Origin of the sequence: Rhodobacter sp. Har01, from assembly GCF_020564565.1 — a bacterium.
Taxonomy (GTDB): Bacteria; Pseudomonadota; Alphaproteobacteria; order Rhodobacterales; family Rhodobacteraceae; genus Pseudogemmobacter.
Genome location: NZ_JAJCTD010000002.1, coordinates 309,397 through 330,418, shown reverse-complemented (window position 1 = coordinate 330,418; position 21,022 = coordinate 309,397). Strand labels below are relative to the sequence as shown.

Here is a 21,022-nt window from a genome sequence, read left to right as displayed (position 1 = left end):
CGTCGCGCGCATCAGGCCCCCGGATCACGCTCCCAGACAGGCCCGCAGCCGCACGAAGCTGGCCTCGGGGCCACCTGCCGGCGCATCTTCGGCCAGGAATCCGTCCAGTACCGGAAACAGCCGGATCGACCGGTCGATGGCATGGTCGCTGCCGGAAACATACAGCCCCGCCTGGATCATCATCTCGGCCCGGTCATAGGCTGACAGCACCCGCCGCGCGTCGGCGATCAGCCCGTTCTCGGCCGATGAGGCCGCCTCGGGCAGGCTGCGCGAGACCGACCGCAAGAGATCGATCGCCGGATACCGGCCCCGCTCGGCAATCTTGCGGTCCAGCACCACATGCCCATCCAGCGTGCCGCGCACGATGTCGGCCACCGGCTCCTCCATGTCGGACCCCGCGACCAGGACGGTGAACACGGCGGTAATGTCTCCCGTCTCGCCGGCGCCCGGGCCGGCCCGTTCGGCCAGCGCCATGATCGCGTGGCTGACCGAGGGCGGATAGCCCCGCAGGCTCGCCTTTTCGCCCGAGGCCAGCGCCACCTCGCGGTGCGCTTCGGCAAAGCGGGTGACCGAGTCCAGCAAGAGCAGCACATGAAGGCCCTGGTTGCGGAAATGCTCGGCCACCGTCATTGCTGAAAGAGCGCAGCGCCGGCGCATCAAGGGCGACTGGTCCGAGGTCGCGGTGACCACGACCGAGCGCGCCATCCCGGCCGGACCCAGCACCCGGTCGGTGAAGTCGCGCAACTCGCGTCCGCGTTCGCCCACCAGGCCGATGACCACCACATCCGCCGCCACGCCACGCGCGAACTTGGCCAGAAGCGAGGATTTTCCGACGCCAGACCCCGCGAACAGACCGATCCGCTGGCCGCGCACCAGGGGCAGCAGCGTGTCGAAGACGGCCACCCCGGTCGACAGACGCTCACCCAGCGGTCGGCGGTCGGCGGGCGCCGGGGGCGGGGCATTCATCGAGGTGCGCTCGGTGCCGGGCAACAGCGGCCGCCCGTCCAGCGGTCGACCCAGCGGATCGACGATGCGGCCCAGCCAGCTGCGGTCCGGCGCCAGGGTCACCGGCCCGATCAGCTCGACCCGGGCATTGATTCCCAGACCCTCGGGATCGTCCTCTGGCAGCACGATGGCGCCGCGCGACGACATCTGCACGATCTCGCCGCCCAGGGGGCCGGCGCCGGTTTCGGCCGCCACGCGGTCGCCCAGCGCGGCCTCGGCCAGGCCGCGGACCAGGAAGGTGCCGCGCGAGCTTTCCGCCACCCGCCCGACGGCACGGGTGGGCTGGATCGTCTCGATCTCGGCCTGCAGGGATTCGAAGACTCCGGGCACGGCGATCTCACTTTGTTCTCTGAATACGGTTTCTAAAGGAATCGGTCTTAAGCCTTGGTGAAGCAGATCGAGGGAGAAGCCCCGATGTTCGAGAAACTGGAACTTACCCGCATGGCTCAGGGCCTCGCCGCCCATGCCGGCAGCCGCATGGGCGTGATCGCGAAGAACGTCGCGAACGCCGACACGCCTGGCTTCAAGGCCCAGGACATTCCTGATTTCGCCTCGGTCTATGCCGATCGCGGCCTGCCGCTGAAGACCACGCGCGCCGGCCACATCGCAGACCCCGCCCGTGCCACTGACCCGCGCCCGTTCACCGCTCCGGGCGCCGAATCGCCCAACGGCAACAGCGTCTCGCTGGAGCAGGAGATGGTGAAATCGGTCGAAGCCAGGCAAGAGCATGAGATGGCGCTGGCAGTCTATCGCGCCACCTCGGACGTGATCCGCGCCTCGTTGGGCCGGGCAAGGTAACGGGGGCACATCATGAATGATCTCACCACGTCGCTGTCCTTCGCCGCCTCGGGCATGCAGGCCCAGGCCAACCGCCTGCGCCATGTCTCGGAGAACATCGCCAATGCCGATACGCCGGGATACCACCGCAAGACCATCAGCTTCCACGAAGAGATGGACAGCGGTCTGGTCGAGGCCGGGCCGGTGCGGCTGGACAATGCCGATCTGGTGCGCATCTACGATCCCGGCAATCCGCTGGCAGACGAGACGGGCTTCTATGACGGCTCGAACGTCGATCTGGTGATCGAGATCGCGGACGCGCGCGAAGCCCAGCGCAGCTACGAAGCCAATCTCCGCATGTTCGACCAGGCGCGTCAGATGACGCAAAGCCTGTTCGATCTGTTGCGCCGCTGAAGGGGGCCGCCTGAATGGACGTGAGAACCTCCTTTGCGACGCAGACCTACGCGCAGGCCAGAACGGCCGCAGCGCCCAAGCCTTCCGAGGGGGAAGGCATCAACTTCGGCAAGCTGGCGGGAAACGTCGCCGAATCGCTTGTCCGGCACGAACAGACGGCCCGCGCTGCCATGACCGGCGGCGCGGACCCGCATGCCCTGGTCGAGGCGCTGGCCTCGTCGCAGCTGGCCGTGGAAACCGTGGCCACGGTCCGCGACAAGGTGGTCGAGGCCTACCAGGAAATCCTGAGGATGCCGATATGACCGATGCCGCGCTGTATGACGTGATGCGACACGGCCTTTGGGTCGCAGTGACGATCTCGGCCCCGCTTCTGCTGGTGGCGTTGGTGGCCGGCGTGGTGATCGGGCTGTTCCAGGCGCTGACCTCGGTGCAGGAAATGACGCTGACCTTCGTGCCCAAGGTCGGCGCGATGATGGCGGTCTTCTGGGTCTCGATGAGCTTCATGACCGGGTCGCTGGTCACCTTCTTCACCGACATGGTGATTCCGATGATCGCCGGAGGCTGAGCATGGATTCCGCAGGATATGTGGCGCTCAGCCGACAGTCGGGCCTGATGCGCGAGATGCAGGTGGTGGCCAACAACATCGCCAACGTCTCGACCAACGGGTTCCGGCGTGAAGGCGTGGTCTTCGCCGAACACGTCGCCCGGCTGGACCAGGAGCCATCGTTGTCGATGACCCATGGAAATGCCCGGATCGTCGATCTGTCCCAGGCCGGACTGACGCCCACCGGCGGCACCTTCGACCTTGGCATTCAGGGCGAAGGCTTCTTCCTTGTCGAAACCCCGCAAGGCAACCGACTGACCCGCGCCGGCGTCTTCACGCCCTCGGCCGAGGGCGAGCTGGTCACCGCCGACGGGTTCCGGTTGCTTGATGCCGGGGGAGCTCCGGTCTTCGTGCCGCCGGGTGGCGGCCAGGTGGCGGTGGCAGAGGACGGCACGATGTCGGCGAACGGCGTGCCGATCGCCCAAGTCGGTCTCTGGCGCCCGGTCGACCCGCTGGCGCTGCGCCACCAGTCCGGCACGCTGTTCGACGGCGGTGAGGTGGAGCCGGCCGAGACCGGCATCATCCGGCAGGGCTTCCTTGAGGAAAGCAACGTGCAGCCGGTGACCGAGATTGCCCGGATGATCGAGGTCCAGCGCGCCTACGAGATGGGACAGAAGTTCATGGAGGCCGAGGATGCCCGCGTGCGCGGCGTCATCCAGGCCCTTGGCCGGTGAGGAAACAGATGAAAGCGCTTCACATCGCAGCAACCGGCATGGCGGCCCAGCAAATGAAGGTCGACGTGGTCTCGAACAACCTCGCGAACATGTCGACCACCGGCTACAACGCCCGCCGCGCCGATTTCGCCGACTTGCACTACCAGCAGCTTGCCCGGCCCGGCACGATCTCGGCCCAGGACGGCACCATGCTGCCCACCGGCGTGCAGATCGGTCTGGGCGTGCGCCCGTCGTCCGTTTCCGTGGTGCTTGAGCAGGGCTCGCTTGCGTTGACCCATGGTGATCTTGACGTCGCCGTCGAGGGTGGCGGCTACCTTGAGGTCACTCTGCCTTCGGGCATGTCCGGATACACCCGCGACGGGGCGCTGAAGCGCTCGGCCGAAGGGCAGATCGTCACCGCCGACGGCTATCCGGTGGTGCCCGACATCACCATTCCCTCCGACGCGCGGTCGATCTCGATCAACGCCGCTGGCGAAGTCTATGCCTATTTCAGCGACCGGGTCGAACCCGAGCTTCTGGGCCAGTTCAGCCTGACCAACTTCACCAACGAAAAGGGCCTGGAAGCGATCGGTTCGAACCTCTTCCTCGAGACTGCCGCCTCGGGACCGCCGGTAGTGGGTACCCCAGGCACCGACGGTCTGGGCACTTTGCGGCAAGGCTATCTTGAGGAAAGCTCGGTTGATGCCGTGCGCGAAGTGACCGACCTGATCAAGGCGCAGCGCGGCTATGAGCTGAACGCCAAGGTCATCACCGCCGCCGACCAGATGCTGGCCGCCACCACGCAGGTCCGCTGATGCTGTTCCGGGTGCTCGCCCTGCTGATCCTGCCGATGGCCGCCCAGGCCGAAAGCCTGGTCGCGGCGCGCACCCTGCCGGCCGGCTCGGTTCTCGGCAAGGGCGACATCATGCTTGTCGATGCCGAAATTCCCGGCGCCTTGACCGACCTCGAGCCTGCACTTGGCCAACAGACCCGGATCGCGCTTTATGCCGGCCGCCCCTTGCATGCCAGCGACATCGCCGCACCGGCCCTGGTCGAGCGCAACGCCACCATCACGCTGGTCTATCGGGCCGGTGGCCTGACCATAACCGCCGAGGGCCGCGCCCTTGACCGCGCCGCCGAGGGCGAAGTCGCTCGCGCCCTCAACCTTTCGTCCAAATCCACCGTCTCCGGCCTTGTCGCCGCGGACGGCACCATCATCGTCGGAGGCTCCCCTTGATCCGCAGACTGCTGCTGGCCGCGCCCGGCCTCGCCCTTGTCCTCACCGCGTGCGGCGACCTCAGCCAGGTCGGTCGTGCGCCGGAATTCTCGCCTCTGGAAGGCAGCTACCAGCACCATGCGATGTATTCGACCCCGATGCCCGAGGTGTCTGATCCTTCGGGGCCCACCGATGCCTCATCGCTGTGGACGGCCGGCAGCGATTCGCTTCTGGGCGACCGTCGCGCCGCGCAGCGGGGCGACATCCTGACCGTGGTGATCGAGATCGACGACAGCGCCAAGATCTCGAATTCTTCCGACCGCTCGCGCACGGGGGCGCAAAGCATGGGCATCCCGTCGCTGTTCGGCATCCCGCAGCGGCTTGACGATGCAGTCATGCCCGAAGGGGCAAGCATGGCCGAGGCGGTGAAGACCCAGTCCTCTTCGACCTTCGCCGGGGAAGGCAACGTCACCCGGGCCGAGAAGCTGACCCTGCGGGTTGCCGCGACCGTGGTCGAGGAACTGCCGAACGGCGTCCTGCGGATCGAGGGCCAGCAGGAGGTGCGCGTCAACTACGAGTTGCGCGAACTGATCATCACCGGCTACGTGCGGCCCTCCGACATCTCGCGGCAGAACGAGATCACCTACGACAAGATCGCCGGCGCCCGGATCGCCTATGGCGGCCGCGGCCAGATCACCGAGGTGCAGCAGCCGCGCTATGGCCAGCAGGCCGCCGACATCCTGCTTCCGTTCTGATCATGATCCGCAAGCTTTTCCCCGTGCTGCTCGCGCTGCTCGGCCTTGGCCTCGGGCTTGCCGGCGGGCTGTTCCTGCGGCCGCCGCCAGAGGCACCGGCGGCCGTCGCAGACGAAGGCCACGCGCCGGCGGCCGAGGAATCGCCGCCTGACTATGTCAAGCTCAACAACCAGTTCGTCGTGCCGATCCTTGAGGGCGGCAAGGTGACGGCGATGGTCGTCTTGTCGCTCAGCCTCGAGGTGACGGCCGGCAACACCAATACGGTCTACGACCGCGAACCGAAAATCCGCGACGCCTTCCTGCAGGTCCTGTTCGACCACGCCAACACCGGCGGGTTCCGCGGGTCGTTCACCGACGGCTCGAACCTCGTCGTGCTGCGTGAGGCGCTGACGGAAAAGGCGATCGGCGTGCTTGGCCCGATCGTCACTGACGTCCTGATCACCGAAATCGCGCGCCAGGACAGCTGAGCGCGGGTTCAGCCGGACCTGCGGTTCCGCGTCGCCTGAAGCATCCGGTCCAGAACCTGAGCCCGGCCAAAGGCCTGGCGTGTCTCGTCCAGGTGCGACAGCCATTCCGCATGTTTCGCGGCGATCTTCAGGTTCAGCTCGGCCCGGCGTCGGCTGGCCCAGGTTTCGTAGTCGAACCGGACCTGGGCCGCCGCGGCCGGAGCAAGGCCCTCGGTCGCCCGGGGCGCATTGAGGGCGGCCAGTTGCGCCTTGAGGGCGTCGCGCTCGGCTGCAAGCCGGGACAGCGCGGCAGAGCGGACATCCAGCACCATGCCGGCCATCGCCGAAAGACGGAGCAGCTTTTCGTCGCCGCTCATCGGCCCATCCGCTTGCGGGCGCGCTTGCGCATGGCCTCGGCAAACCGGATGGCGGCAGCCACGGCTGCATAGTGTTCGGGCCGGACCTCCTGCCCGATCTCCAGCGTTGCGTGCAGGACACGGGCGGTGGGCGGGTCGCGACGGATCGGAACACCGGCCTCTTGCGCACGCTCACGGATGCGGGCGGCGATTTCGTCCACCCCTTTGGCCACGCAGACCGGCGCGCGGCCCTTGCCGCGCTCCCACTTCAGGGCCACGGCATAGTGGCTCGGGTTGACGATCACCACGTCGGCCTTGGGAACATCGGTCAGCATCCGCCGCGTCGCCACTTCCTGCGCCCGCCGCCGGCGGTCGGCCTTGAGATGCGGATCGCCTTCGCTATCCTTCATTTCGTCGGTCAGTTCCTTGCGGCTCATCCGGTTGCGCCGGGCGAATTCGAACCGCTGCCACAGGAAATCGGCGGCGCCGAAGGCCAGGCTGATCGCCAGGATCACGGTCAGGAAGCGCAGGGTTTCCTCGGCGACCAAGGCTGCCACCTGCCCGGCACCCAGGGCCGAGGCGAGGTTCAGCCGGGGCAGCTCGGCCTGCAGGTAAAGCCCCAGGATCAGCGCGACGACGATCAGCTTTGCCGTCTTGCGGGCGAAGTCCACCCAGGCCGCGCGGTTGAACTTCTGTCGGAAATTGGCGAGGATCGACAGCCGGGCCGGGTTCAGCGCAAGCTTTGAAGGGGCGAAGACCAGCGACCGTGTCGCCACGAGGTAGGCGACCACGAGACTGGCCGGGGCGACCAGCAGCAGCAGGAACGGGGCGGCCATGGCAACGGCCTGGCTGGCGACCCGGGCGATGGTGCTGCCGTCTTCCGAGCTTCTCGGCGCCAGGCCCTCAAGCAGGACCATGCCTGCCGTTCCGGAAACCGAAACCGCCCAGGGTCCAAGCGCAAGAGCCGCGAGCAGGAAACCGCCATAGGCGACGGCGGCCTGAAGGTCTTCGGATCGGGCGACGTCGCCTTGTTCGCGCGCCTGGTCAAGCTTGCGCTGTGACGGGTCGAATTCCTTGTCGGCTTCGTCGTCGTCGCGCCCGTCCATGTCTCAGCCTCCGTACGGCAAGGCCATGGCCTGCCGCATCGCGTCCAGCCAGATCGCCAGAAGCGCGGGCGACGCCAGCGCCAGCAATGCCAGGCCGCCCAACGTCAGCGCCGGAGCCCCGATCAACGCCACCATCAGTTGCGGCATCGCGCGGTTCATCACCCCAAGGGCCAGGTTGTACAGCAGAGCGGCAAGCACGAAGGGCGCCGCAAGCGAGAATCCCAGCGCAAAGACCATGGCCACGCGGTCCAACCCCCATTGCGACAGCAGCGACGCATCGGGAATCTGCCCGGGGGGCATAAGCTCATAGGACAGCACCAGAAGTTCGACCGAGCGGACCAGCCCGCCCATGGCCAGGAACAGGACAATCCCTGCCAGGGTGAACAGGTTGGCCACGATGGGTTGCGGTTCCGGTCCGGTGCCGTTGAACATCTGCGCCAGCGAGATGGATTGTGCGGCAATGGTCCCGGCCGTCTGCAGGCCCAGGATCATCAACCGCAAGCCGACGCCCAGAACCAGACCCGCCGCCGCCTCGATGGCGAGCGCGCCGAAGCCGGTTCCGGTCGGCGCCGGCACGGCGGGCACCACGATCGCCGTCAGCGCCAGCGCGACTGCAAGGCGGATGCGCTGCGGAACCATCTGCTCGCCCAGCCCCGGCAGCAGCGAAACCGCCGCGCCGACCCGCACGAAGACCAGTGCCACCTGCAGGATCAGGCTTTCGGCCACGCCCAGAAGCTGCGCCAGCGGGGCGGCAAAGTCCATCATGCCGCGACCTGGCCCAGCAGGGCGGGACGCACGTCCATCCCCAGCTCCTCATAGGACAGCACCGGCACCTGCAGGCCCTTGGCCATGACCACGGTGCGCAGGAACCGACGCCGCGGGGCCGAGGCGATCAGGGCCGGAAACGCGCCGTTTTCGGCGGCCTGGTTCATCCGCTCGGCGATGCCGTTCGCCAGCTTGGCGAAAAGGTCGGGCGGCAGGGCGACGTCGCGCAGGCCGCGGTCGCCGTCCATCTGGTGCGCCTGGAAGTTGCGCTCCCATTCCGGCGCAAGCTGGATCAGCGGAATCGAGCCATCCGGCCGCCGGAACTCGGCCACGATCTGGAAGCCCAGCCGCTGGCGGACATGCTCGGTGACCGTCTCGGGCGAGCCGAGACCCCGCGCCTCGGCCACGGCTTCCAGGATCAGCGGCAGGTTGCGGATCGACACACGTTCTTCCAGCAACAGCCGCAGAACGGCGTGCAGCAGGTCGAGCGGCACCTTGTCTGGGACCAGGTCGTCCAGCAGACGGCGATTGGCCTCGGCGCGGGCACGGTCGGAAAGCTGGGTGAATTCGTCCAGCAGGCGCCGCAGGCCGCGCAGGCTGAGCAGCCGGGAGAGGTTGCCCTTCAGCACCTCAAGGAGATGGGTCGCCAGAACCTCGGCCGGCGAGACCACGGTCAGGCCCGACAGCACCGCGTCTTCCTGAAGGTCCGGGCGCGTCCACCGGGCCGGAGCGCCGTAGACCGGTTCGCGGACATCCTCGCCCTCCGGCGCGGGCACGCCTTCGGCCAGAAGAACCAGCACCTTGTCGGGCACCAGGCGGTTGCTGACCCGCTCCACCCCCTGGATCCGGATGCGGTACTGGCCAGGCGGCATCGCGGCTTCGTCGGTCAGGCGGATTTCCGGCAGGATCACGCCAAAGCTCGCGGCGATGTGGTTGCGCATGTTGCCGATGCGGCCGTCAAGGCCGGTGGCCGGGTCCAGCGCCATTCCCACCAGGTTCGGCGCGAATTCGATGTGGATCTCGTCGAAGTCCAGAACGTCGCCGATCTGCCTGCGCGCCGGCAGATCGGCTGTCTGGGCCGGATCGACCGCCACTTCGACCTTGTGTCGCGCGCCGTACCAGGCCGCCGCGGCAAGTCCGATGGCGGCGGCGATGAACGGCAGGAAGGGCATTCCGGGCACCACTGCGAACAGCGCCATGAGCGATGCAACAGTGCCCAAGGCCGCCGGATAGCGGCCCAGCTGAGCAAAGAACGACACGTCGGCCGCCCCTTTCGCCCCGCCGCGCGACAACAGCAGCGCCGCCGCAACCGAGATCACGACCGCCGGAATCTGGCTGACTAGGCCGTCGCCGACCGTCAGGATCGAATAGGTCTCGAAGGCGCGCTGCAAGGGCAGGCCGTGCATGCCAACCCCGACCGCCAGGCCGACGATCAGGTTCAGCGCGGTGATCAAGAGGCCCGCCACCGCGTCGCCCTTGACGAATTTCGACGCCCCGTCGAGCGAGCCGAAGAAGTTTGTCTCGGCCAGTTCCACCTCGCGCCGGCGCTTCGCCTCTTCATGGGTGATCGCGCCGGCCGACATGTCGGCGTCAATCGCCAGCTGGCGGCCGGGCATCCCGTCCAGCGCGAAGCGCGCGCCCACCTCGGCCATCCGGCCGGCGCCCTTGGTGATGACGATGAAGTTGACGATCAGCAGGACGACAAAGACCACCAGGCCCAGCACGATGTTGCCGCCCATGATGAACTCGGCAAAGCCTTCGATCACGTGGCCGGCGGCGTCGGTGCCGGTGTGACCCTCACCGATGATCAGCTTGGTGGACGAGACGTTCAGCGACAGCCGCAACAGCAGCGAGGCGAGCAGGATCGTCGGGAAGGCCGAAAAGTCGAGCGGGCGTTCGATGAACAGCGCCACCGTCAGCATCAGGATCGCCAGCGCGAAGGACAGCGCAAGGCCAATGTCCAGAACGCTGGCGGGCACCGGCAGGATCATCATCGCGATGATGGCCATCAACGCCAGCGCCAGCAGGATCGTCGGTCGGAACAGCGCCTTCATGGTCATTGTGGGCACGGTTCAGGGCCCCCCGATCAGCGGAATTCCGGCGCCCGACATCGGCACCAGCGAGCCCGCGCTTTGCGGCGTCCCCGCCAGCAGCAGGGGGAAGCGGTTCTCGCGGACCGGGTCGGGCGCGCGGTCTTCGGGAAGCCGGCCATCCAGGGCGGCATAGATCGGCTCGAACCGGGCGAGATAGCGTTCGGCATATTCCGGCGTTCCGGAATGATAGGCTGCGGCCGCTTCGGTCCAGTCGCCGGTGTCCTGATACAGCCGGAACACGTAGCGGGCGGCGTAAAGCGCATTCTCTTCTGGGTCGAGCATGGCGGTCAGGCTGTCGAAGGATTGCGCATGCCAACGATGGTTCAGCTGGAAGCAGCCGACGTCGACATTCGTCGCGCCCTCGGCCAGAGCGGTTTCCAGGTGCGCCAGAGCGGTGTCACGGCTGTCGAACCACAGGCCCTCGCCGCCCTTGTTCAGGGTCCAGGGCCAGGGCAAGAGGGCGCCGTCACCGTCGGCCCGGCCGGTTTCGGTCAGCGTCAGGGCCAGAAGCACGCGCAGCGGAACCCCGGTTTCCGCCGCAGCGGACCTGGCGGCCGCAAGACAAAGATCGGCCGGAGATGCGCCCGCCGTGCCGGGGGCGGCAAGGACGCCAACAAGCGCGGCAGCCAGGCAAAGGCGATGGGGTTCGAGCAAGATCATTCTGATCCCGAATTGATGAGCCCGGCAGCTGGCCGGGGCCTCCTGCAGTTCTAGAGCCCGGACCGTTGAGAAAGCGTTACGGCCCGGCCTCGGCCTCGGCTGCGGCTGTGGCGTCGAGCAATGCCTCGATCGTGGCGCGGGCGCGGGCACTTTCTTCGACCAGCGCGGTGCCCTGTGCGATCGGGCCGGCAGGAGGCTCGGCGTCCGGGTCGGCAAGAGCAGGAACGACCAATGCCGCCGCCGCCTTCCAGGGGTCGGGTCCGGTTTCGGCGATGCGGGGCCAATCTGTGGTCCAGACATCGGCGCGGTCGCGGGCCTCGGTGTCGCCGGCACGATCCAGGGCTTCTGCCGCCCCGGCCGGATCGCCCAGCTGCAGAATGGCGGCCGCCCGCAGCGTTTCCGCCTCGGGGCTTGCAAGCCCCGACAAGACGGAAATCGCGGCGCGGGCGTCGCGCAGCCGCAACCTGGCACGGGCTGCCAGCAACCGGGTCGCTTCCGGCGCGGCCGCATCGACCGGCCCAAGCCAGGCCAGCGCTTCGCGGGCAAATCCGAGGGCTTCCAGCCGGGTGGCCACCTCAAGGGCCACCTCGTCCTTGACCGAAGGCGGCGAACTGGCGGCTGCGGCGACGGCCTGTTCCAGGAAGATCCCGTCGTCGGCCCCTTCGACCGCCAGGGTCCACAGGTCGGCCGCAGTCTCTTGCGCCTCCGGAAGCGTGGCAAAGGCGGTCACGAAGTCGCCGGCCATGGCAGTGCCAAGAATCAGCGCGCGGGTCAGCGCGGCCTCGCGCGTGCTGTCGCGGGCATCCTGGCGAAAGGCAGCCAGGGCCTCGGGAAGGTCGGCCGGGATCGAGAGGTCGCCGGAAAAGGCCGCCTCGACCAGGGTGATCGCCGCATCCTCCCGTCCCGGCCCGTTTTCCTTGCGAACCGTGTCGGCCAATGTGCCGGCCTCTGCCTCCTTGCCGGTGGCAAGGTGATAGTCCGCGTCCATCAACGTGACTTCGTGGCCGGCCTCGCCGGGCGCGCGCAGGGTGGCATCGCGCAGCAGGCGCGCCGTCGAGTCGTCCCCCTGGGCCAGGAACAGGTCGACCAGCGCCGGCCCCAGGTGACGGCGCAGGTGCACCGGCAGGGCCGAGAAGCTGCGGGCGACGGCGGCCTTGTTCAGCATGCCGAAATCCGCGTCCGAAACCGTGGTGGCCGCGGCCATGGCCACGGCCGCCCAAAGCGCCGCGGTGGTGTCGCAGGCCTCAAGCCCCGCAAAGGGATTTGGCTCGGCGGGCTCAAGGTCGATCAGGTGGGTCAGCGCAAGCAGGATGGCACGCCCGGGATCGTCGTCCGGTTCCAGGAACGCAAGGAACTGTCGGGCTTCGGCCCCGAATCCCAGCGAGACGTACAGCCGGGCGGCACGCAGCACCGCGGCCTCGACCGGAACGTCGAACTCTGCCAGAAGGCCCGACCGGCCGGGACCCAACTGTTCCGCCGGTGGCCCCGACAAGCCCCAGTCCTGCACGGCCAGGGTCTTCTCCGGCGGGCAGGCGGCGCCGCTTGCGGCCAGGGCAACGTCGGGGTCGCGCACGGTGGCGGCCTTGATCCCCGGCAATTCGCCCAGCGAGATGCGGACCCCGTCCTCCTCGACCCGTTTGGCCGTGCCGGCGCCGGGCAGATTGCCCGGCTCGGCAATCTCCAGCACGCCTTCGGCGACACCCTGGCTGATCTGACGCAGCAGGGCATCGCGCAGCGGGTCCAGTCCGGGGTCGGTTGCCGCCTCGGCCAGCGGGCTGTCGGGCTCCACCGCAATCGCGGGTCCGCCGCCGGGTCCTGGAACGGCGGCCTGACCGGCGCGGATCGCCAGCCAGTCATAGGCCGGAAGGGCCGGATCGGGCACCGCTGCCTTGGTCTCGGCATACGGGTCCGGCGCCGGCGCGGTGTCCTGAGTCGTCTGGGGGGTCGCCTCGGGGGCCACCTCGGGGGGCGACATGTCGGGTGGGACGGAGTCGCCCGCGACGGCAGTGCTGTCCGCAGTCTTGGCGGGCGGGTCGATCGGGGCTTCGAAGGCGGTGCTTTCGGGTGGGGCTCCGGTCTTGATGTCAACGACGACGATGCCTGGACGGAATTCGAAGGCGATGGCATGGCAGGCGCAGGACAGCGACAGCCGCAGCCGCCCGCTGTCCGGGTCGCGCCAGAGGCCCGAGACCCGGTCGCGCGGGATCTTCTCGAACGCCTGGCTCAGGTCGTATCCGGTCACCTCGGGGCCCAGCGCCAGTTCGTAGCCGTCCTCCGTGCGGCCAAAGCGCCAGTCGCCGGTGCCGCGCGCCTCGATCACGATGCGGGTGAACTCCGGATGCTCGCCGCCCTGCACCCGGGCAACTTCTGCCGAAGCTGCGCCGGTGGTCAGGATCAGGGCCAGAAGAGCGGTGCGGTTCATGCGGCATCCTGTTTCAGGGCGCGCAGCGCCTCTTCCAGGTCACTGAAACCGGGGCGGACCTGGTGCGGTGTATTCTGGCGGCCCACCTCGATGCAGATATTTGCCGGGTGGCGGTGCAGGTTCGCCACCAGCACCTCGCGGATCAGCTGGTAGAAATGTGCATCTTCATCCACCACCTGCTTGACCCGTGCCGAAAACGGACCGACCAGGCCATAGGCCAGGAACACGCCCAGAAAGGTGCCGACCAGCGCCGAGCCGATCATCGCGCCCAGCACTTCCGGCGGCTGGTCGATCGAGCCCATGGTCTTGATCACCCCCAGCACGGCCGCCACGATGCCCAGCGCGGGCAGGCCGTCAGCCACCGATTGCAGGGCATGGCTGGAGTGCATGGCGTGCTCCATCTGCGCCTCCATCCGCTTGTCCAGGACCTCTTCGACCTGATGCGGGTCGTCGTAGTTCATCGAGGCCGCGCGCAGGGTGTCGCAAATCAGTTCGACGGCGTCGTGATCCTTCTGGATCTTCGGGTATTTGCTGAAGATCGAGGAGCTTTCGGGGTTCTCGACATGCTCTTCCAGGCCGACCGGATTCGATTTCGACAGCCGGACCAACTCGAACAGCAGGCACAGAAGATCGCGGTAGTCGGCGGGCTTCCACTTCGTGCCCTTGAACACCTTGCCCACGTCCTTGAGCGTGTGTTTCACCGAGGCGAAGTCGTTCGAGATCAGGAACGCTCCGACTGCCGCGCCGCCGATCATGATCATCTCGAACGGCAGGGCGTGCAGGATGGGGCCGAGGTGGCCACCATGGATGGTGTAGCCGCCGAAAACCATGACGAGGATGACAACGATACCGATGATGCCGAACATCTTGCCTGTTCCGTCTTTTCCAGGGGCGGCAGTCTCGCCCGTTCCGTTGATTCGGCGCCGAAGTCAGTTCTTCGGCACCGAAGCGTTGCGTCCGGCCAGGATGGCGCTGACGGCATAGGCCTTCTCGGGGGCCATGCCGGCCAGAATGGCGGCGGCGGCGTCAGGTCGCATCCGGCCCAGGAAGCCGGCTGCGAATTCGGCGTCCATCGCGTCGAACAGCGGGGCCGCGCTCTTGGGTTTCATCGCCTCGTAGACCGTGGTTAGCCGCGCGAGGTCGTCCTCTGCGGCGCCGTCGGCCAGGGCGAGCGTCTTCTTCAGTTCGGCCTCTGCGGCCGCAAGTTCGACCAGGCGCGCGGTGATGGCCTGGTCGGCCAGGTCCAGCGCGGCGGTGCGGTCGGCGAGGGTGGCTTCCTGTGCCGCCAGCCGGTCCTCACGCTCATTCAGGGCGCGGGCCAGTTCTTCCGGTGCCGGCGGGCAGTCGGCAGGGGCCGACCCGGACGCAGGGTCGGTTTCGCCGGCCAGAGTGCCCTCGGCCGCGCGGGCCAGGCTGGCGCCAAACCCGTCGCCCAGCCGCAAGGCCCCGGACGAGGCGAACAGAAGCGCGATCACGATCAGCGCCCCGCGACTGCCCTGGCGTTTCATTCCGCCGCCTCCATCGGTTCACGCGGGCTCCGGCGCCGGACAAAGCGCAGCCGCCGAGGATCTTCCTCGGGCGCAGGCTCGGGTTCGGGGTCCTCGACCCGGCGCGGCGCGGCGGGGCCGGCTTCCGGCAGGTCGTGCAACGATGCCACCAGCAGCTCCAGCCGCTTGGCCATCACATCGGCGCGCGCGGTCAGGTCCTCCAGCCGTTTCTCAGAGCTTCCGGCCACGCCCTGCGCCTTTTCCAGCGCCTTGGTCATGTCGTCGACCTGGGCTGAAAGCACGGCAATGGCACCGCCCATGCCGTCCTCGAGCGTGGTGAACTTGCGCAGCCGCGACGCCAGGACATAGCAGTAGACCGCTGCGCCGACCGAGGCGGCCAGAAGCAGGGCGTCCGAGATCAGATCCATCGCGACCTCCTCAATCCAGCACGAATTCGGTGACCAGCAGGTCGCGCACGCGGCCCTCGCCGGTAACGATCTGCACCCGCCGCAGCATCTGCGCCCGCAGCCGCGCCATGGCCGCCGGATCCTCGATCTCGGCCACTTCGATCGCGCGCAGGTAGCTGTTCAGCACGTCCAGGATGCGCGGCATCAGCAGCGTCACCTCGTCGGCATAGGCCTTCGCCACCTCAAGCTGGGCGGTGAACTTCAGGTGCCGGCTGCCGGCGTCGGCGCCCAGCGTTACCACCACCGGATCGACCGCGACGAAGGCGATGTCAGGCAGCGGATCGGCCGCCTTGTCCTCTGCCGCATGCGAATCGGCTTCGGGTGCGGGCCCGAACAGCAGGCCCGAGAAGGTGGCATAGAATCCGCCCCCGCCCAGCAGCAGCGCCAGGACAAGCCCGATCAGCAGGGGCTTCTTGGATTTCTTCGGTGTCGGCTCCGCATCCTGCGGCGCATCGGCGGCTTCGGCCACGGCATCCTCCGTTCCGGTACAAGAACGAAACTAGACCGAAGGTCACTAACCGATTGTTAATCCAAGCCCTCCCATTGTGGGCCAAGGAGAAGGATTCTCCGCCGGAGTGGTGATGCTGCAGAATGTGATCTCGATCTGGACCGGCCTTTCACCCCGTCGCCGGCTTATCGTCGCCGGTGCGACGGTGGCCATGTTCCTGGCCGTCCTGGCCCTTGCCCGCATGGCGGGCGGCCCGCAGCTGGTGCTGCTTTACGCCGGACTCGACGGCCGCTCTGCCGGCGAGATCGTCAGCGCGCTGGACCAGCGCGGCGTCGCCTATGAGGTGCGGGGCGATTCGATCTATGTCGATGTCAACGCCCGCGATGCCCTGCGCATGTCGCTGGCCGGCGAAGGCCTGCCCGCGGCCGGCGGCCAGGGCTATGAGCTGCTCGATTCGCTGACCGGTTTCGGCACCACCTCGCAGATGTTCGACGCCGCCTACTGGCGCGCGAAAGAGGGTGAACTGGCCCGCACCATCCTGGCAGTCCCGGAAGTCCGGGCAGCCCGGGTGCATATCTCGCAAGGTCCGACCGACGCCTTCCGCCGTGACCAGACGCCCACCGCAAGCGTCACCGTCACCACTGCCTCGGGCAACCTGTCCGACGCCCAGGCGCGCGCGTTGAAGCATCTGGTGGCCTCGGCCATCACCGGCATGGCACCCGAGGATGTGCAGATCATCGACACCGTGGGCGGTCTGATTGCCGCCGGAGAGGATTCGGACGGCACCGCCGGCACCGCCGCTTCCGACCGGGCGGCCGAAATCCGCAGCAACGTCGAACGCCTGCTCGAGGCGAGGGTCGGCCCCGGCAAGGCCGTGGTCGAGGTTGCCGTCGATCTGGTGACCGAGCGCGAGTCGATCACCGAGCGCAAGATCGACCCAGAGGGCCGCGTCGCGATTTCATCCGAAACCGAAGAACGCAGCCAGCAGGCCACCGAACCGGGCGGCGACGTCACCGTGGCCTCGAACCTGCCCGAGGGCGATGCCGGCAACGGCGCGAACGGCCAGTCGCAATCCAGCGAGACGCGCGAGCGGGTGAACTACGAAGTCTCCGAGACCCAGCGCGAACTGACCCGTGGCCCCGGTGGCATCCGCCGGCTGACCGTGGCGGTGCTGGTGGACGGCCAGATGATCACCGCACCCGACGGCACCGTGACCTGGCAGCCGCGGACCGATGAGGAACTGACCGCGCTGCGTGAGTTGGTCGGTTCGGCCGTCGGTCTGGATGAGGCGCGCGGCGATGTGCTGACGCTGAAGTCGATGGAGTTCACCCTGCCGCCGGTCGAGGGGACCGAGGCGCCGACCAGCCTGATCCCGCCGCTGGGGCCGATCGACGTGATGTCGGCCATCCAGATCGCCGCACTTGCACTGGTGTCGCTGATCCTGGGGCTTTTCGTCGTCCGGCCGATCCTGGCTTCGGGCCGCGCGGCCGGGCAGCTGCCCGCGCCCGGCGGAACCCTCGCCCTGCCCGGCGCGGCTGGGGGGGCCTCAAACGCGCTGAACGGCGAGATTCAGGACGGCTTCTCGCTGCCCGACCTGCCGATGGTCGATTTCACTGCCGAGGGCGTCGAGGCAGAGCCGGCCGAAGACCCCGCCACCCGCCTGCGCCGTCTGATCGCAGAGCGCCAGACCGAGACCATCGAGATCCTGCGCGGCTGGCTTGAACCGGAAGAGGAGCGTGCCTGATGGCAATTCCGAGACTCGAAGTGTTCGAGCCGACCGGGCCGCTGAAGCGCGCGTCGACCATGGTGACGACCGAGATCGGCGCCATCGAAGAGGCCAAGCTTGCCGCCTACGAGACCGGCTACAAGGCCGGCTGGGACGATGCCGCCGCTGCGCAGTCGGAAGACCAGACCCGGGTGCGCGCCGACCTGGCGCGGAACCTGCAGCAGCTGTCGTTCACCTATCAGGAGGCGCGGTCGCATATCCTCAAGGCGCTTGAGCCGCTGCTGAGCGAGATGGTCAACCGCCTGCTGCCCGAGACCGCGCGAGAGACCCTGGCGCCGCTGGTGCTGGAACGGATCATGCCGATGGCCGAAGACCTGGCCGACCAGCCGGTGACCCTGGTGCTGAACCCTGCGGTCCGCCCGGCCGTCGAAGGCCTGATCGAACAGGCCACCGGCCTGCCGCTGACCATCGAGGAAGAGCCGACGCTGTCCGACGGCCAGGTCTATCTGCGCCTTGGCGGGACCGAGGCCAAGGTCGATCTCACCCGCGTCACCGCCGAAATCTCTGCCGCGGTGCGCGGCTTCTTCCAGCTGTCCGAGGAGACCCCGTCCAATGGATGACCTGACCGAATCCAGTCCCTTCGCCCAGGTCCCGATCGAGATCACCATCTCGGTCGGCCGCGCCCGCCCGATGGTGCGCGACCTGTTGCGTCTCAGCCGCGATGCCGTTCTGCCGCTGGATCGGCGGGTCGATGACCCGGTCGAGCTGTATGTCGGCGACCGCCTGATCGCCCGCGGCGAGCTGACCGAGCTTGAGGGCGACCAGTCCGGCCAACTGGCCGTGCGGTTGACCGAGGTCGCCAACCTGAAGGGCGGGCTGTGAAACACCGCGTCCTTCTTGCGGCCGTTGCGGCCCTGGCCCTGCTGGCCCTTCCGGCCGCGGCCCAGGACCTGACACTCAGCCTGGGTGACGGAGATTCCCTTGCCGCCCGGTCGATCCAGCTTCTGCTGTTGGTCACCGTGCTGTCCGTGGTGCCTGGCCTGGCGGTGATGGTCACCTGCTTTCCCTTCATCGTCACCGTGCTGTCGATCCTGCGCCAGGGCATCGGGCTGCAACAGGCCCCGCCGAACATGCTGATCATCAGCCTGGCGATGTTCCTGACCTGGTATGTCATGGACCCGGTCTTCACCGAGGCCTGGACGGCGGGCCTTGGCCCCTTCAGCCGCAATGAACTGGACATCGCCACCGCCTTCACCGAGGCGGCAAAGCCGTTTCGCCTGTTCATGTCGGCCCGGATCGACCCGGAAACCTTCGCCACCCTAGATGCCCTGCGCCCCCGTGCCGCCACCCCCATCCCCGACGCGCCGCTTTCGGTGCTGGTCCCCTCGTTCCTGCTGTCGGAAATCCAGCGGGCGTTCGAGATCGGCTTTCTGGTCTTCCTGCCCTTCCTGATCATCGACCTGGTGGTGTCCGCCATCCTGATGTCGATGGGCATGATGATGGTGCCGCCGGCGGTGGTCTCGCTGCCCTTCAAGCTGGCCTTCTTCGTGGTCGCCGACGGCTGGAGCCTGATCGCCAGCGCGCTGGTGCGCAGCTACACCGGCTGAGGCTTGTCCTTGGCCGTCGCTTGCGGCTAGCTGGGTCGAAACCCAGCGGCCCCGAGGTTCCCATGCCCTTCAACCAGCCCCTTGGCGGCAACGAGATGCCCCGCTTCGGCGGCCCCGCCAGCTTCATGCGCCTGCCCGTGGCCGCCACGGCAAAGGGGCTGGACGTGGCCATCGTCGGAATTCCGCTGGACATCGGCACCTCGAACCGGCCCGGCACCAGGCTGGGGCCGCGGCAGATCAGGGATGAAAGCCGGATGCTGCGGCCCTACAACATGGCCACCGGCGCGGCCCCGTTCGACCATTTGCAGATCGCCGACATCGGCGATGTGCCGATCAACACCTTCGACCTGAAGAAATCGGTCGACATCATCACCGCCTTCTATGACGGCGTGCTGGCTCAGGGTGCCCTGCCGCTGACGCTGGGCGGCGACCACACTCTGACCTGGCCGATCCTGCGCGCCATCAAGCAGAAGCACGGCCCTGTCGCGCTGATCCATGTCGACGCCCACGCCGACATCAACGACACCATGTTCGGCGAAAAGGTCGCCCACGGCTGCCCCTTCCGCCGCGCCTGGGAAGACGGCTGCCTGCTGAACGACAAGGTGTTCCAGATCGGCCTGCGCGGCACCGGCTATTCCCCCGACGATTTCGACTGGGGCCGCCGCAACGGCTGGACCGTGATCCAGGCCGAGGCGTGCTGGCACAAATCCCTGACCCCGCTGATGGCCGAAATCCGGGCCCGGATCGGCGATGCGCCGGTCTACCTCAGCTATGACATCGACAGCCTTGACCCCGCCTTCGCCCCCGGCACCGGCACCGTTGAACCCGGCGGGCTGACCATCTGGCAGGGGCTGGAGATCATCCGCGGCTGCGCCGGGCTGACCCTGGTCGGCGGCGACCTGGTCGAGGTCTCGCCCCCCTATGACCCCAGCGGCAACACCGCCCTGATCGGCGCCAATCTGATTTACGAGATGCTTTGCGTCCTGCCCGGCGTGCCGCAGGGCATCCGCCGCTAGCGCAGGCGCTGCCCCTCGGCGTCGAAATGGAAGGCGCGGGCGGCGACGGGCGTCAGGTACACCGTCTCATCCACCGCGAAATCCTGCTCGCCGAACAGCCGCGTGGTCAGCAGGCCGTGAACGTCCGAGCGGGCATAGACCAGCGTCTCGCCGCCCAGCTTCTCGACGTGGGTCACCTGTGCCGCGATCTGTCCCGATTGGCGGGAAATCTCCAGATGCTCGGGCCGGATGCCCAACGTCTGCCCCCGTTCGCCCAGCGCAGCGGCCTTGAGGAAATTCATCTGCGGGCTGCCGATGAAACCTGCGACAAAGACGTTGTCGGGATCATTGTACAGCGCCATCGGCGCCCCCACCTGCTCAACCCGGCCATCGCGCAACACCACGATCCGGGTCGCGAGTGTCATCGCCTCGACCTGGTCATGGGTGACGTAGATCATCGTCGCCCCCAACTCGCGGTGCAGCCGCGCGATCTCGATCCGCGTCGCCACCCGCAGTGCGGCGTCCAGGTTCGACAGCGGTTCGTCGAACAGGAACAGCTTCGGCCGCCGCACGATGGCGCGCCCGATGGCCACACGCTGCCGCTGCCCGCCCGACAGCTCGGCCGGCCGCCGGTCCATCAGTGGCCCCAGCGACAGCATCTCGGCCGCCTTGTCCGATGCGGCCTTGATCTCGGCCCGGCTCTTGCCTGCCTGCTTCAAGGCCAGCCCCATGTTGTCGCGCACCGTCAGGTGCGGGTACAGGGCATAGCTCTGGAATACCATCGCCAGTTCCCGTTTGGCTGGCGCCACGTCGTTCATCCGCTGCCCGTCCAGCACGATGTCGCCGGCCGAGGCATCCTCAAGCCCCGCGATGATGCGCAGAAGCGTGCTTTTCCCGCAGCCCGAGGGGCCGACGAAGACGCAGAACTCGCCGTCCTCGACCGTCAGGTCGACGTTGCGGATCACCTCGGTCTTGCCGAAGCTCTTCGAGACGCCCTTCAACTCCAGCGCGCGCATCATC

Annotated in this window: 26 protein-coding genes; 14 read left to right on the top strand and 12 right to left on the bottom strand. The window is 68.0% G+C overall.

What is annotated here, in order from left to right; all coding sequences use genetic code 11:
• Window positions 1–24: 24 nt before the first annotated feature.
• Window positions 25–1,335 (bottom strand): FliI/YscN family ATPase, encoded by a 1,311-nt coding sequence (locus LHP98_RS07380; RefSeq protein ID WP_227251874.1) that lies wholly within the window; start codon window positions 1,333–1,335, stop codon window positions 25–27.
• Between the two features lie 84 nt (window positions 1,336–1,419).
• On the opposite strand from LHP98_RS07380, the gene LHP98_RS07375 reads away from it, so the two are divergent.
• Genes LHP98_RS07375 through LHP98_RS07335 form a run of 9 tightly spaced genes read left to right on the top strand, consistent with a single transcriptional unit; the run spans window position 1,420 to window position 5,891 of the window.
• Complete coding sequence (locus LHP98_RS07375) at window positions 1,420–1,803, top strand: FlgB family protein (protein WP_227251873.1); 384 nt, start codon at window positions 1,420–1,422, stop codon at window positions 1,801–1,803.
• Between the two features lie 12 nt (window positions 1,804–1,815).
• Window positions 1,816–2,196 carry a flagellar basal body rod protein FlgC gene (flgC, locus tag LHP98_RS07370; RefSeq protein WP_227251872.1) on the top strand — a complete coding sequence of 127 codons (381 nt, stop codon included), beginning with the start codon at window positions 1,816–1,818 and terminating at the stop codon, window positions 2,194–2,196.
• Window positions 2,197–2,210: 14 nt separating this feature from the next.
• A complete protein-coding gene (gene fliE, locus LHP98_RS07365; RefSeq protein ID WP_227251871.1) occupies window positions 2,211–2,498 on the top strand; it encodes a flagellar hook-basal body complex protein FliE in 288 nt (95 codons plus the stop codon).
• Window positions 2,495–2,761 (top strand): flagellar biosynthetic protein FliQ, encoded by a 267-nt coding sequence (locus LHP98_RS07360; protein WP_227251870.1) that lies wholly within the window; start codon window positions 2,495–2,497, stop codon window positions 2,759–2,761. Before fliE ends, LHP98_RS07360 begins: the two co-directional genes overlap by 4 nt.
• 2 nt (window positions 2,762–2,763) lie before the next feature.
• Window positions 2,764–3,474, top strand: a complete 711-nt coding sequence (locus LHP98_RS07355) for a flagellar hook-basal body complex protein (protein WP_227251869.1) — start codon at window positions 2,764–2,766, stop codon at window positions 3,472–3,474.
• Between the two features lie 8 nt (window positions 3,475–3,482).
• Window positions 3,483–4,268, top strand: a complete 786-nt coding sequence (flgG, locus tag LHP98_RS07350) for a flagellar basal-body rod protein FlgG (protein WP_227251868.1) — start codon at window positions 3,483–3,485, stop codon at window positions 4,266–4,268.
• Entirely contained in the window at window positions 4,268–4,690 is a 423-nt protein-coding gene (gene flgA, locus LHP98_RS07345; RefSeq protein ID WP_227251867.1) for a flagellar basal body P-ring formation chaperone FlgA, read from the top strand. The genes flgG and flgA overlap by 1 nt, the downstream gene beginning before the upstream one ends.
• Window positions 4,690–5,424, top strand: a complete 735-nt coding sequence (gene flgH, locus LHP98_RS07340; RefSeq protein WP_227252080.1) for a flagellar basal body L-ring protein FlgH — start codon at window positions 4,690–4,692, stop codon at window positions 5,422–5,424. Before flgA ends, flgH begins: the two co-directional genes overlap by 1 nt.
• Before the next feature lie 2 nt (window positions 5,425–5,426).
• Window positions 5,427–5,891 carry a flagellar basal body-associated FliL family protein gene (locus LHP98_RS07335; RefSeq protein ID WP_227251866.1) on the top strand — a complete coding sequence of 155 codons (465 nt, stop codon included), beginning with the start codon at window positions 5,427–5,429 and terminating at the stop codon, window positions 5,889–5,891.
• A gap of 8 nt (window positions 5,892–5,899) precedes the next feature.
• On the opposite strand, the gene LHP98_RS07330 is transcribed toward LHP98_RS07335, so the two are convergent.
• The 10 genes from LHP98_RS07330 to fliL form a co-directional block, all read right to left on the bottom strand.
• Window positions 5,900–6,247: a hypothetical protein gene (locus LHP98_RS07330; RefSeq protein ID WP_227251865.1), complete on the bottom strand. Its 348-nt coding sequence runs from the start codon at window positions 6,245–6,247 to the stop codon at window positions 5,900–5,902.
• Window positions 6,244–7,332, bottom strand: coding sequence for a flagellar biosynthesis protein FlhB (locus LHP98_RS07325; protein ID WP_227251864.1), 1,089 nt, complete (start codon window positions 7,330–7,332; stop codon window positions 6,244–6,246). Before LHP98_RS07325 ends, LHP98_RS07330 begins: the two co-directional genes overlap by 4 nt.
• Window positions 7,333–7,335: 3 nt before the next feature.
• Window positions 7,336–8,097 carry a flagellar biosynthetic protein FliR gene (locus LHP98_RS07320; RefSeq protein WP_227251863.1) on the bottom strand — a complete coding sequence of 254 codons (762 nt, stop codon included), beginning with the start codon at window positions 8,095–8,097 and terminating at the stop codon, window positions 7,336–7,338.
• Complete coding sequence (flhA, locus tag LHP98_RS07315; protein ID WP_227251862.1) at window positions 8,094–10,157, bottom strand: flagellar biosynthesis protein FlhA; 2,064 nt, start codon at window positions 10,155–10,157, stop codon at window positions 8,094–8,096. Before flhA ends, LHP98_RS07320 begins: the two co-directional genes overlap by 4 nt.
• Window positions 10,158–10,169: 12 nt before the next feature.
• Complete coding sequence (locus LHP98_RS07310; protein WP_227251861.1) at window positions 10,170–10,850, bottom strand: transglycosylase SLT domain-containing protein; 681 nt, start codon at window positions 10,848–10,850, stop codon at window positions 10,170–10,172.
• Window positions 10,851–10,926: 76 nt separating this feature from the next.
• A complete protein-coding gene (locus LHP98_RS07305) occupies window positions 10,927–13,272 on the bottom strand; it encodes a hypothetical protein (protein ID WP_227251860.1) in 2,346 nt (781 codons plus the stop codon).
• Window positions 13,269–14,138 (bottom strand): flagellar motor stator protein MotA, encoded by an 870-nt coding sequence (gene motA / locus LHP98_RS07300; RefSeq protein WP_227251859.1) that lies wholly within the window; start codon window positions 14,136–14,138, stop codon window positions 13,269–13,271. Before motA ends, LHP98_RS07305 begins: the two co-directional genes overlap by 4 nt.
• A gap of 63 nt (window positions 14,139–14,201) precedes the next feature.
• Window positions 14,202–14,780: a MotE family protein gene (locus tag LHP98_RS07295; RefSeq protein WP_227251858.1), complete on the bottom strand. Its 579-nt coding sequence runs from the start codon at window positions 14,778–14,780 to the stop codon at window positions 14,202–14,204.
• Complete coding sequence (locus LHP98_RS07290) at window positions 14,777–15,187, bottom strand: hypothetical protein (protein WP_227251857.1); 411 nt, start codon at window positions 15,185–15,187, stop codon at window positions 14,777–14,779. The genes LHP98_RS07295 and LHP98_RS07290 overlap by 4 nt, the downstream gene beginning before the upstream one ends.
• A gap of 10 nt (window positions 15,188–15,197) precedes the next feature.
• Window positions 15,198–15,695 carry a flagellar basal body-associated protein FliL gene (gene fliL / locus LHP98_RS07285; protein WP_227251856.1) on the bottom strand — a complete coding sequence of 166 codons (498 nt, stop codon included), beginning with the start codon at window positions 15,693–15,695 and terminating at the stop codon, window positions 15,198–15,200.
• A 112-nt stretch (window positions 15,696–15,807) separates the two neighbouring features.
• On the opposite strand from fliL, the gene fliF reads away from it, so the two are divergent.
• The 5 genes from fliF to speB all read left to right on the top strand — a co-directional run bounded on the left by fliF (window position 15,808) and on the right by speB (window position 20,023).
• Window positions 15,808–17,418, top strand: a complete 1,611-nt coding sequence (gene fliF, locus LHP98_RS07280) for a flagellar basal-body MS-ring/collar protein FliF (protein ID WP_227251855.1) — start codon at window positions 15,808–15,810, stop codon at window positions 17,416–17,418.
• Entirely contained in the window at window positions 17,418–18,020 is a 603-nt protein-coding gene (locus LHP98_RS07275; RefSeq protein ID WP_227251854.1) for a flagellar biosynthesis protein, read from the top strand. Before fliF ends, LHP98_RS07275 begins: the two co-directional genes overlap by 1 nt.
• On the top strand, window positions 18,013–18,282 hold the full coding sequence (locus LHP98_RS07270) for a FliM/FliN family flagellar motor switch protein (protein WP_227251853.1): 270 nt from the start codon (window positions 18,013–18,015) through the stop codon (window positions 18,280–18,282). Before LHP98_RS07275 ends, LHP98_RS07270 begins: the two co-directional genes overlap by 8 nt.
• The gene (gene fliP / locus LHP98_RS07265) at window positions 18,279–19,007 is read left to right on the top strand and encodes a flagellar type III secretion system pore protein FliP (protein WP_227251852.1); all 729 of its coding nucleotides are present in this window, start codon (window positions 18,279–18,281) and stop codon (window positions 19,005–19,007) included. Before LHP98_RS07270 ends, fliP begins: the two co-directional genes overlap by 4 nt.
• 62 nt (window positions 19,008–19,069) lie before the next feature.
• On the top strand, window positions 19,070–20,023 hold the full coding sequence (gene speB / locus LHP98_RS07260) for an agmatinase (protein ID WP_227251851.1): 954 nt from the start codon (window positions 19,070–19,072) through the stop codon (window positions 20,021–20,023).
• Here speB and LHP98_RS07255 read toward each other — a convergent pair.
• Window positions 20,020–21,018 carry an ABC transporter ATP-binding protein gene (locus tag LHP98_RS07255; RefSeq protein ID WP_227252079.1) on the bottom strand — a complete coding sequence of 333 codons (999 nt, stop codon included), beginning with the start codon at window positions 21,016–21,018 and terminating at the stop codon, window positions 20,020–20,022. The two genes, speB and LHP98_RS07255, sit on opposite strands and share 4 nt — an antisense overlap.
• Window positions 21,019–21,022: the final 4 nt, after the last annotated feature.

Bases quoted from the DNA above. Each gene is read 5' to 3' on its own strand.
- LHP98_RS07360 (WP_227251870.1), top strand. From the start codon at position 2,495: ATGACCGATGCCGCGCTGTATGACGTGATGCGACACGGCCTTTGGGTC.
- LHP98_RS07295 (WP_227251858.1), bottom strand. From the start codon at position 14,780: ATGAAACGCCAGGGCAGTCGCGGGGCGCTGATCGTGATCGCGCTTCTG.
- flgC (WP_227251872.1), top strand. From the start codon at position 1,816: ATGAATGATCTCACCACGTCGCTGTCCTTCGCCGCCTCGGGCATGCAG.
- LHP98_RS07355 (WP_227251869.1), top strand. From the start codon at position 2,764: ATGGATTCCGCAGGATATGTGGCGCTCAGCCGACAGTCGGGCCTGATG.
- flgA (WP_227251867.1), top strand. From the start codon at position 4,268: ATGCTGTTCCGGGTGCTCGCCCTGCTGATCCTGCCGATGGCCGCCCAG.
- LHP98_RS07320 (WP_227251863.1), bottom strand. From the start codon at position 8,097: ATGATGGACTTTGCCGCCCCGCTGGCGCAGCTTCTGGGCGTGGCCGAA.
- LHP98_RS07305 (WP_227251860.1), bottom strand. From the start codon at position 13,272: ATGAACCGCACCGCTCTTCTGGCCCTGATCCTGACCACCGGCGCAGCT.
- LHP98_RS07330 (WP_227251865.1), bottom strand. From the start codon at position 6,247: ATGAGCGGCGACGAAAAGCTGCTCCGTCTTTCGGCGATGGCCGGCATG.
- motA (WP_227251859.1), bottom strand. From the start codon at position 14,138: ATGTTCGGCATCATCGGTATCGTTGTCATCCTCGTCATGGTTTTCGGC.
- LHP98_RS07335 (WP_227251866.1), top strand. From the start codon at position 5,427: ATGATCCGCAAGCTTTTCCCCGTGCTGCTCGCGCTGCTCGGCCTTGGC.
- speB (WP_227251851.1), top strand. From the start codon at position 19,070: ATGCCCTTCAACCAGCCCCTTGGCGGCAACGAGATGCCCCGCTTCGGC.
- LHP98_RS07270 (WP_227251853.1), top strand. From the start codon at position 18,013: ATGGATGACCTGACCGAATCCAGTCCCTTCGCCCAGGTCCCGATCGAG.
- fliE (WP_227251871.1), top strand. From the start codon at position 2,211: ATGGACGTGAGAACCTCCTTTGCGACGCAGACCTACGCGCAGGCCAGA.
- LHP98_RS07255 (WP_227252079.1), bottom strand. From the start codon at position 21,018: ATGCGCGCGCTGGAGTTGAAGGGCGTCTCGAAGAGCTTCGGCAAGACC.
- LHP98_RS07325 (WP_227251864.1), bottom strand. From the start codon at position 7,332: ATGGACGGGCGCGACGACGACGAAGCCGACAAGGAATTCGACCCGTCA.
- fliF (WP_227251855.1), top strand. From the start codon at position 15,808: ATGCTGCAGAATGTGATCTCGATCTGGACCGGCCTTTCACCCCGTCGC.
- LHP98_RS07290 (WP_227251857.1), bottom strand. From the start codon at position 15,187: ATGGATCTGATCTCGGACGCCCTGCTTCTGGCCGCCTCGGTCGGCGCA.
- LHP98_RS07375 (WP_227251873.1), top strand. From the start codon at position 1,420: ATGTTCGAGAAACTGGAACTTACCCGCATGGCTCAGGGCCTCGCCGCC.
- flhA (WP_227251862.1), bottom strand. From the start codon at position 10,157: ATGACCATGAAGGCGCTGTTCCGACCGACGATCCTGCTGGCGCTGGCG.
- LHP98_RS07275 (WP_227251854.1), top strand. From the start codon at position 17,418: ATGGCAATTCCGAGACTCGAAGTGTTCGAGCCGACCGGGCCGCTGAAG.
- LHP98_RS07310 (WP_227251861.1), bottom strand. From the start codon at position 10,850: ATGATCTTGCTCGAACCCCATCGCCTTTGCCTGGCTGCCGCGCTTGTT.
- flgG (WP_227251868.1), top strand. From the start codon at position 3,483: ATGAAAGCGCTTCACATCGCAGCAACCGGCATGGCGGCCCAGCAAATG.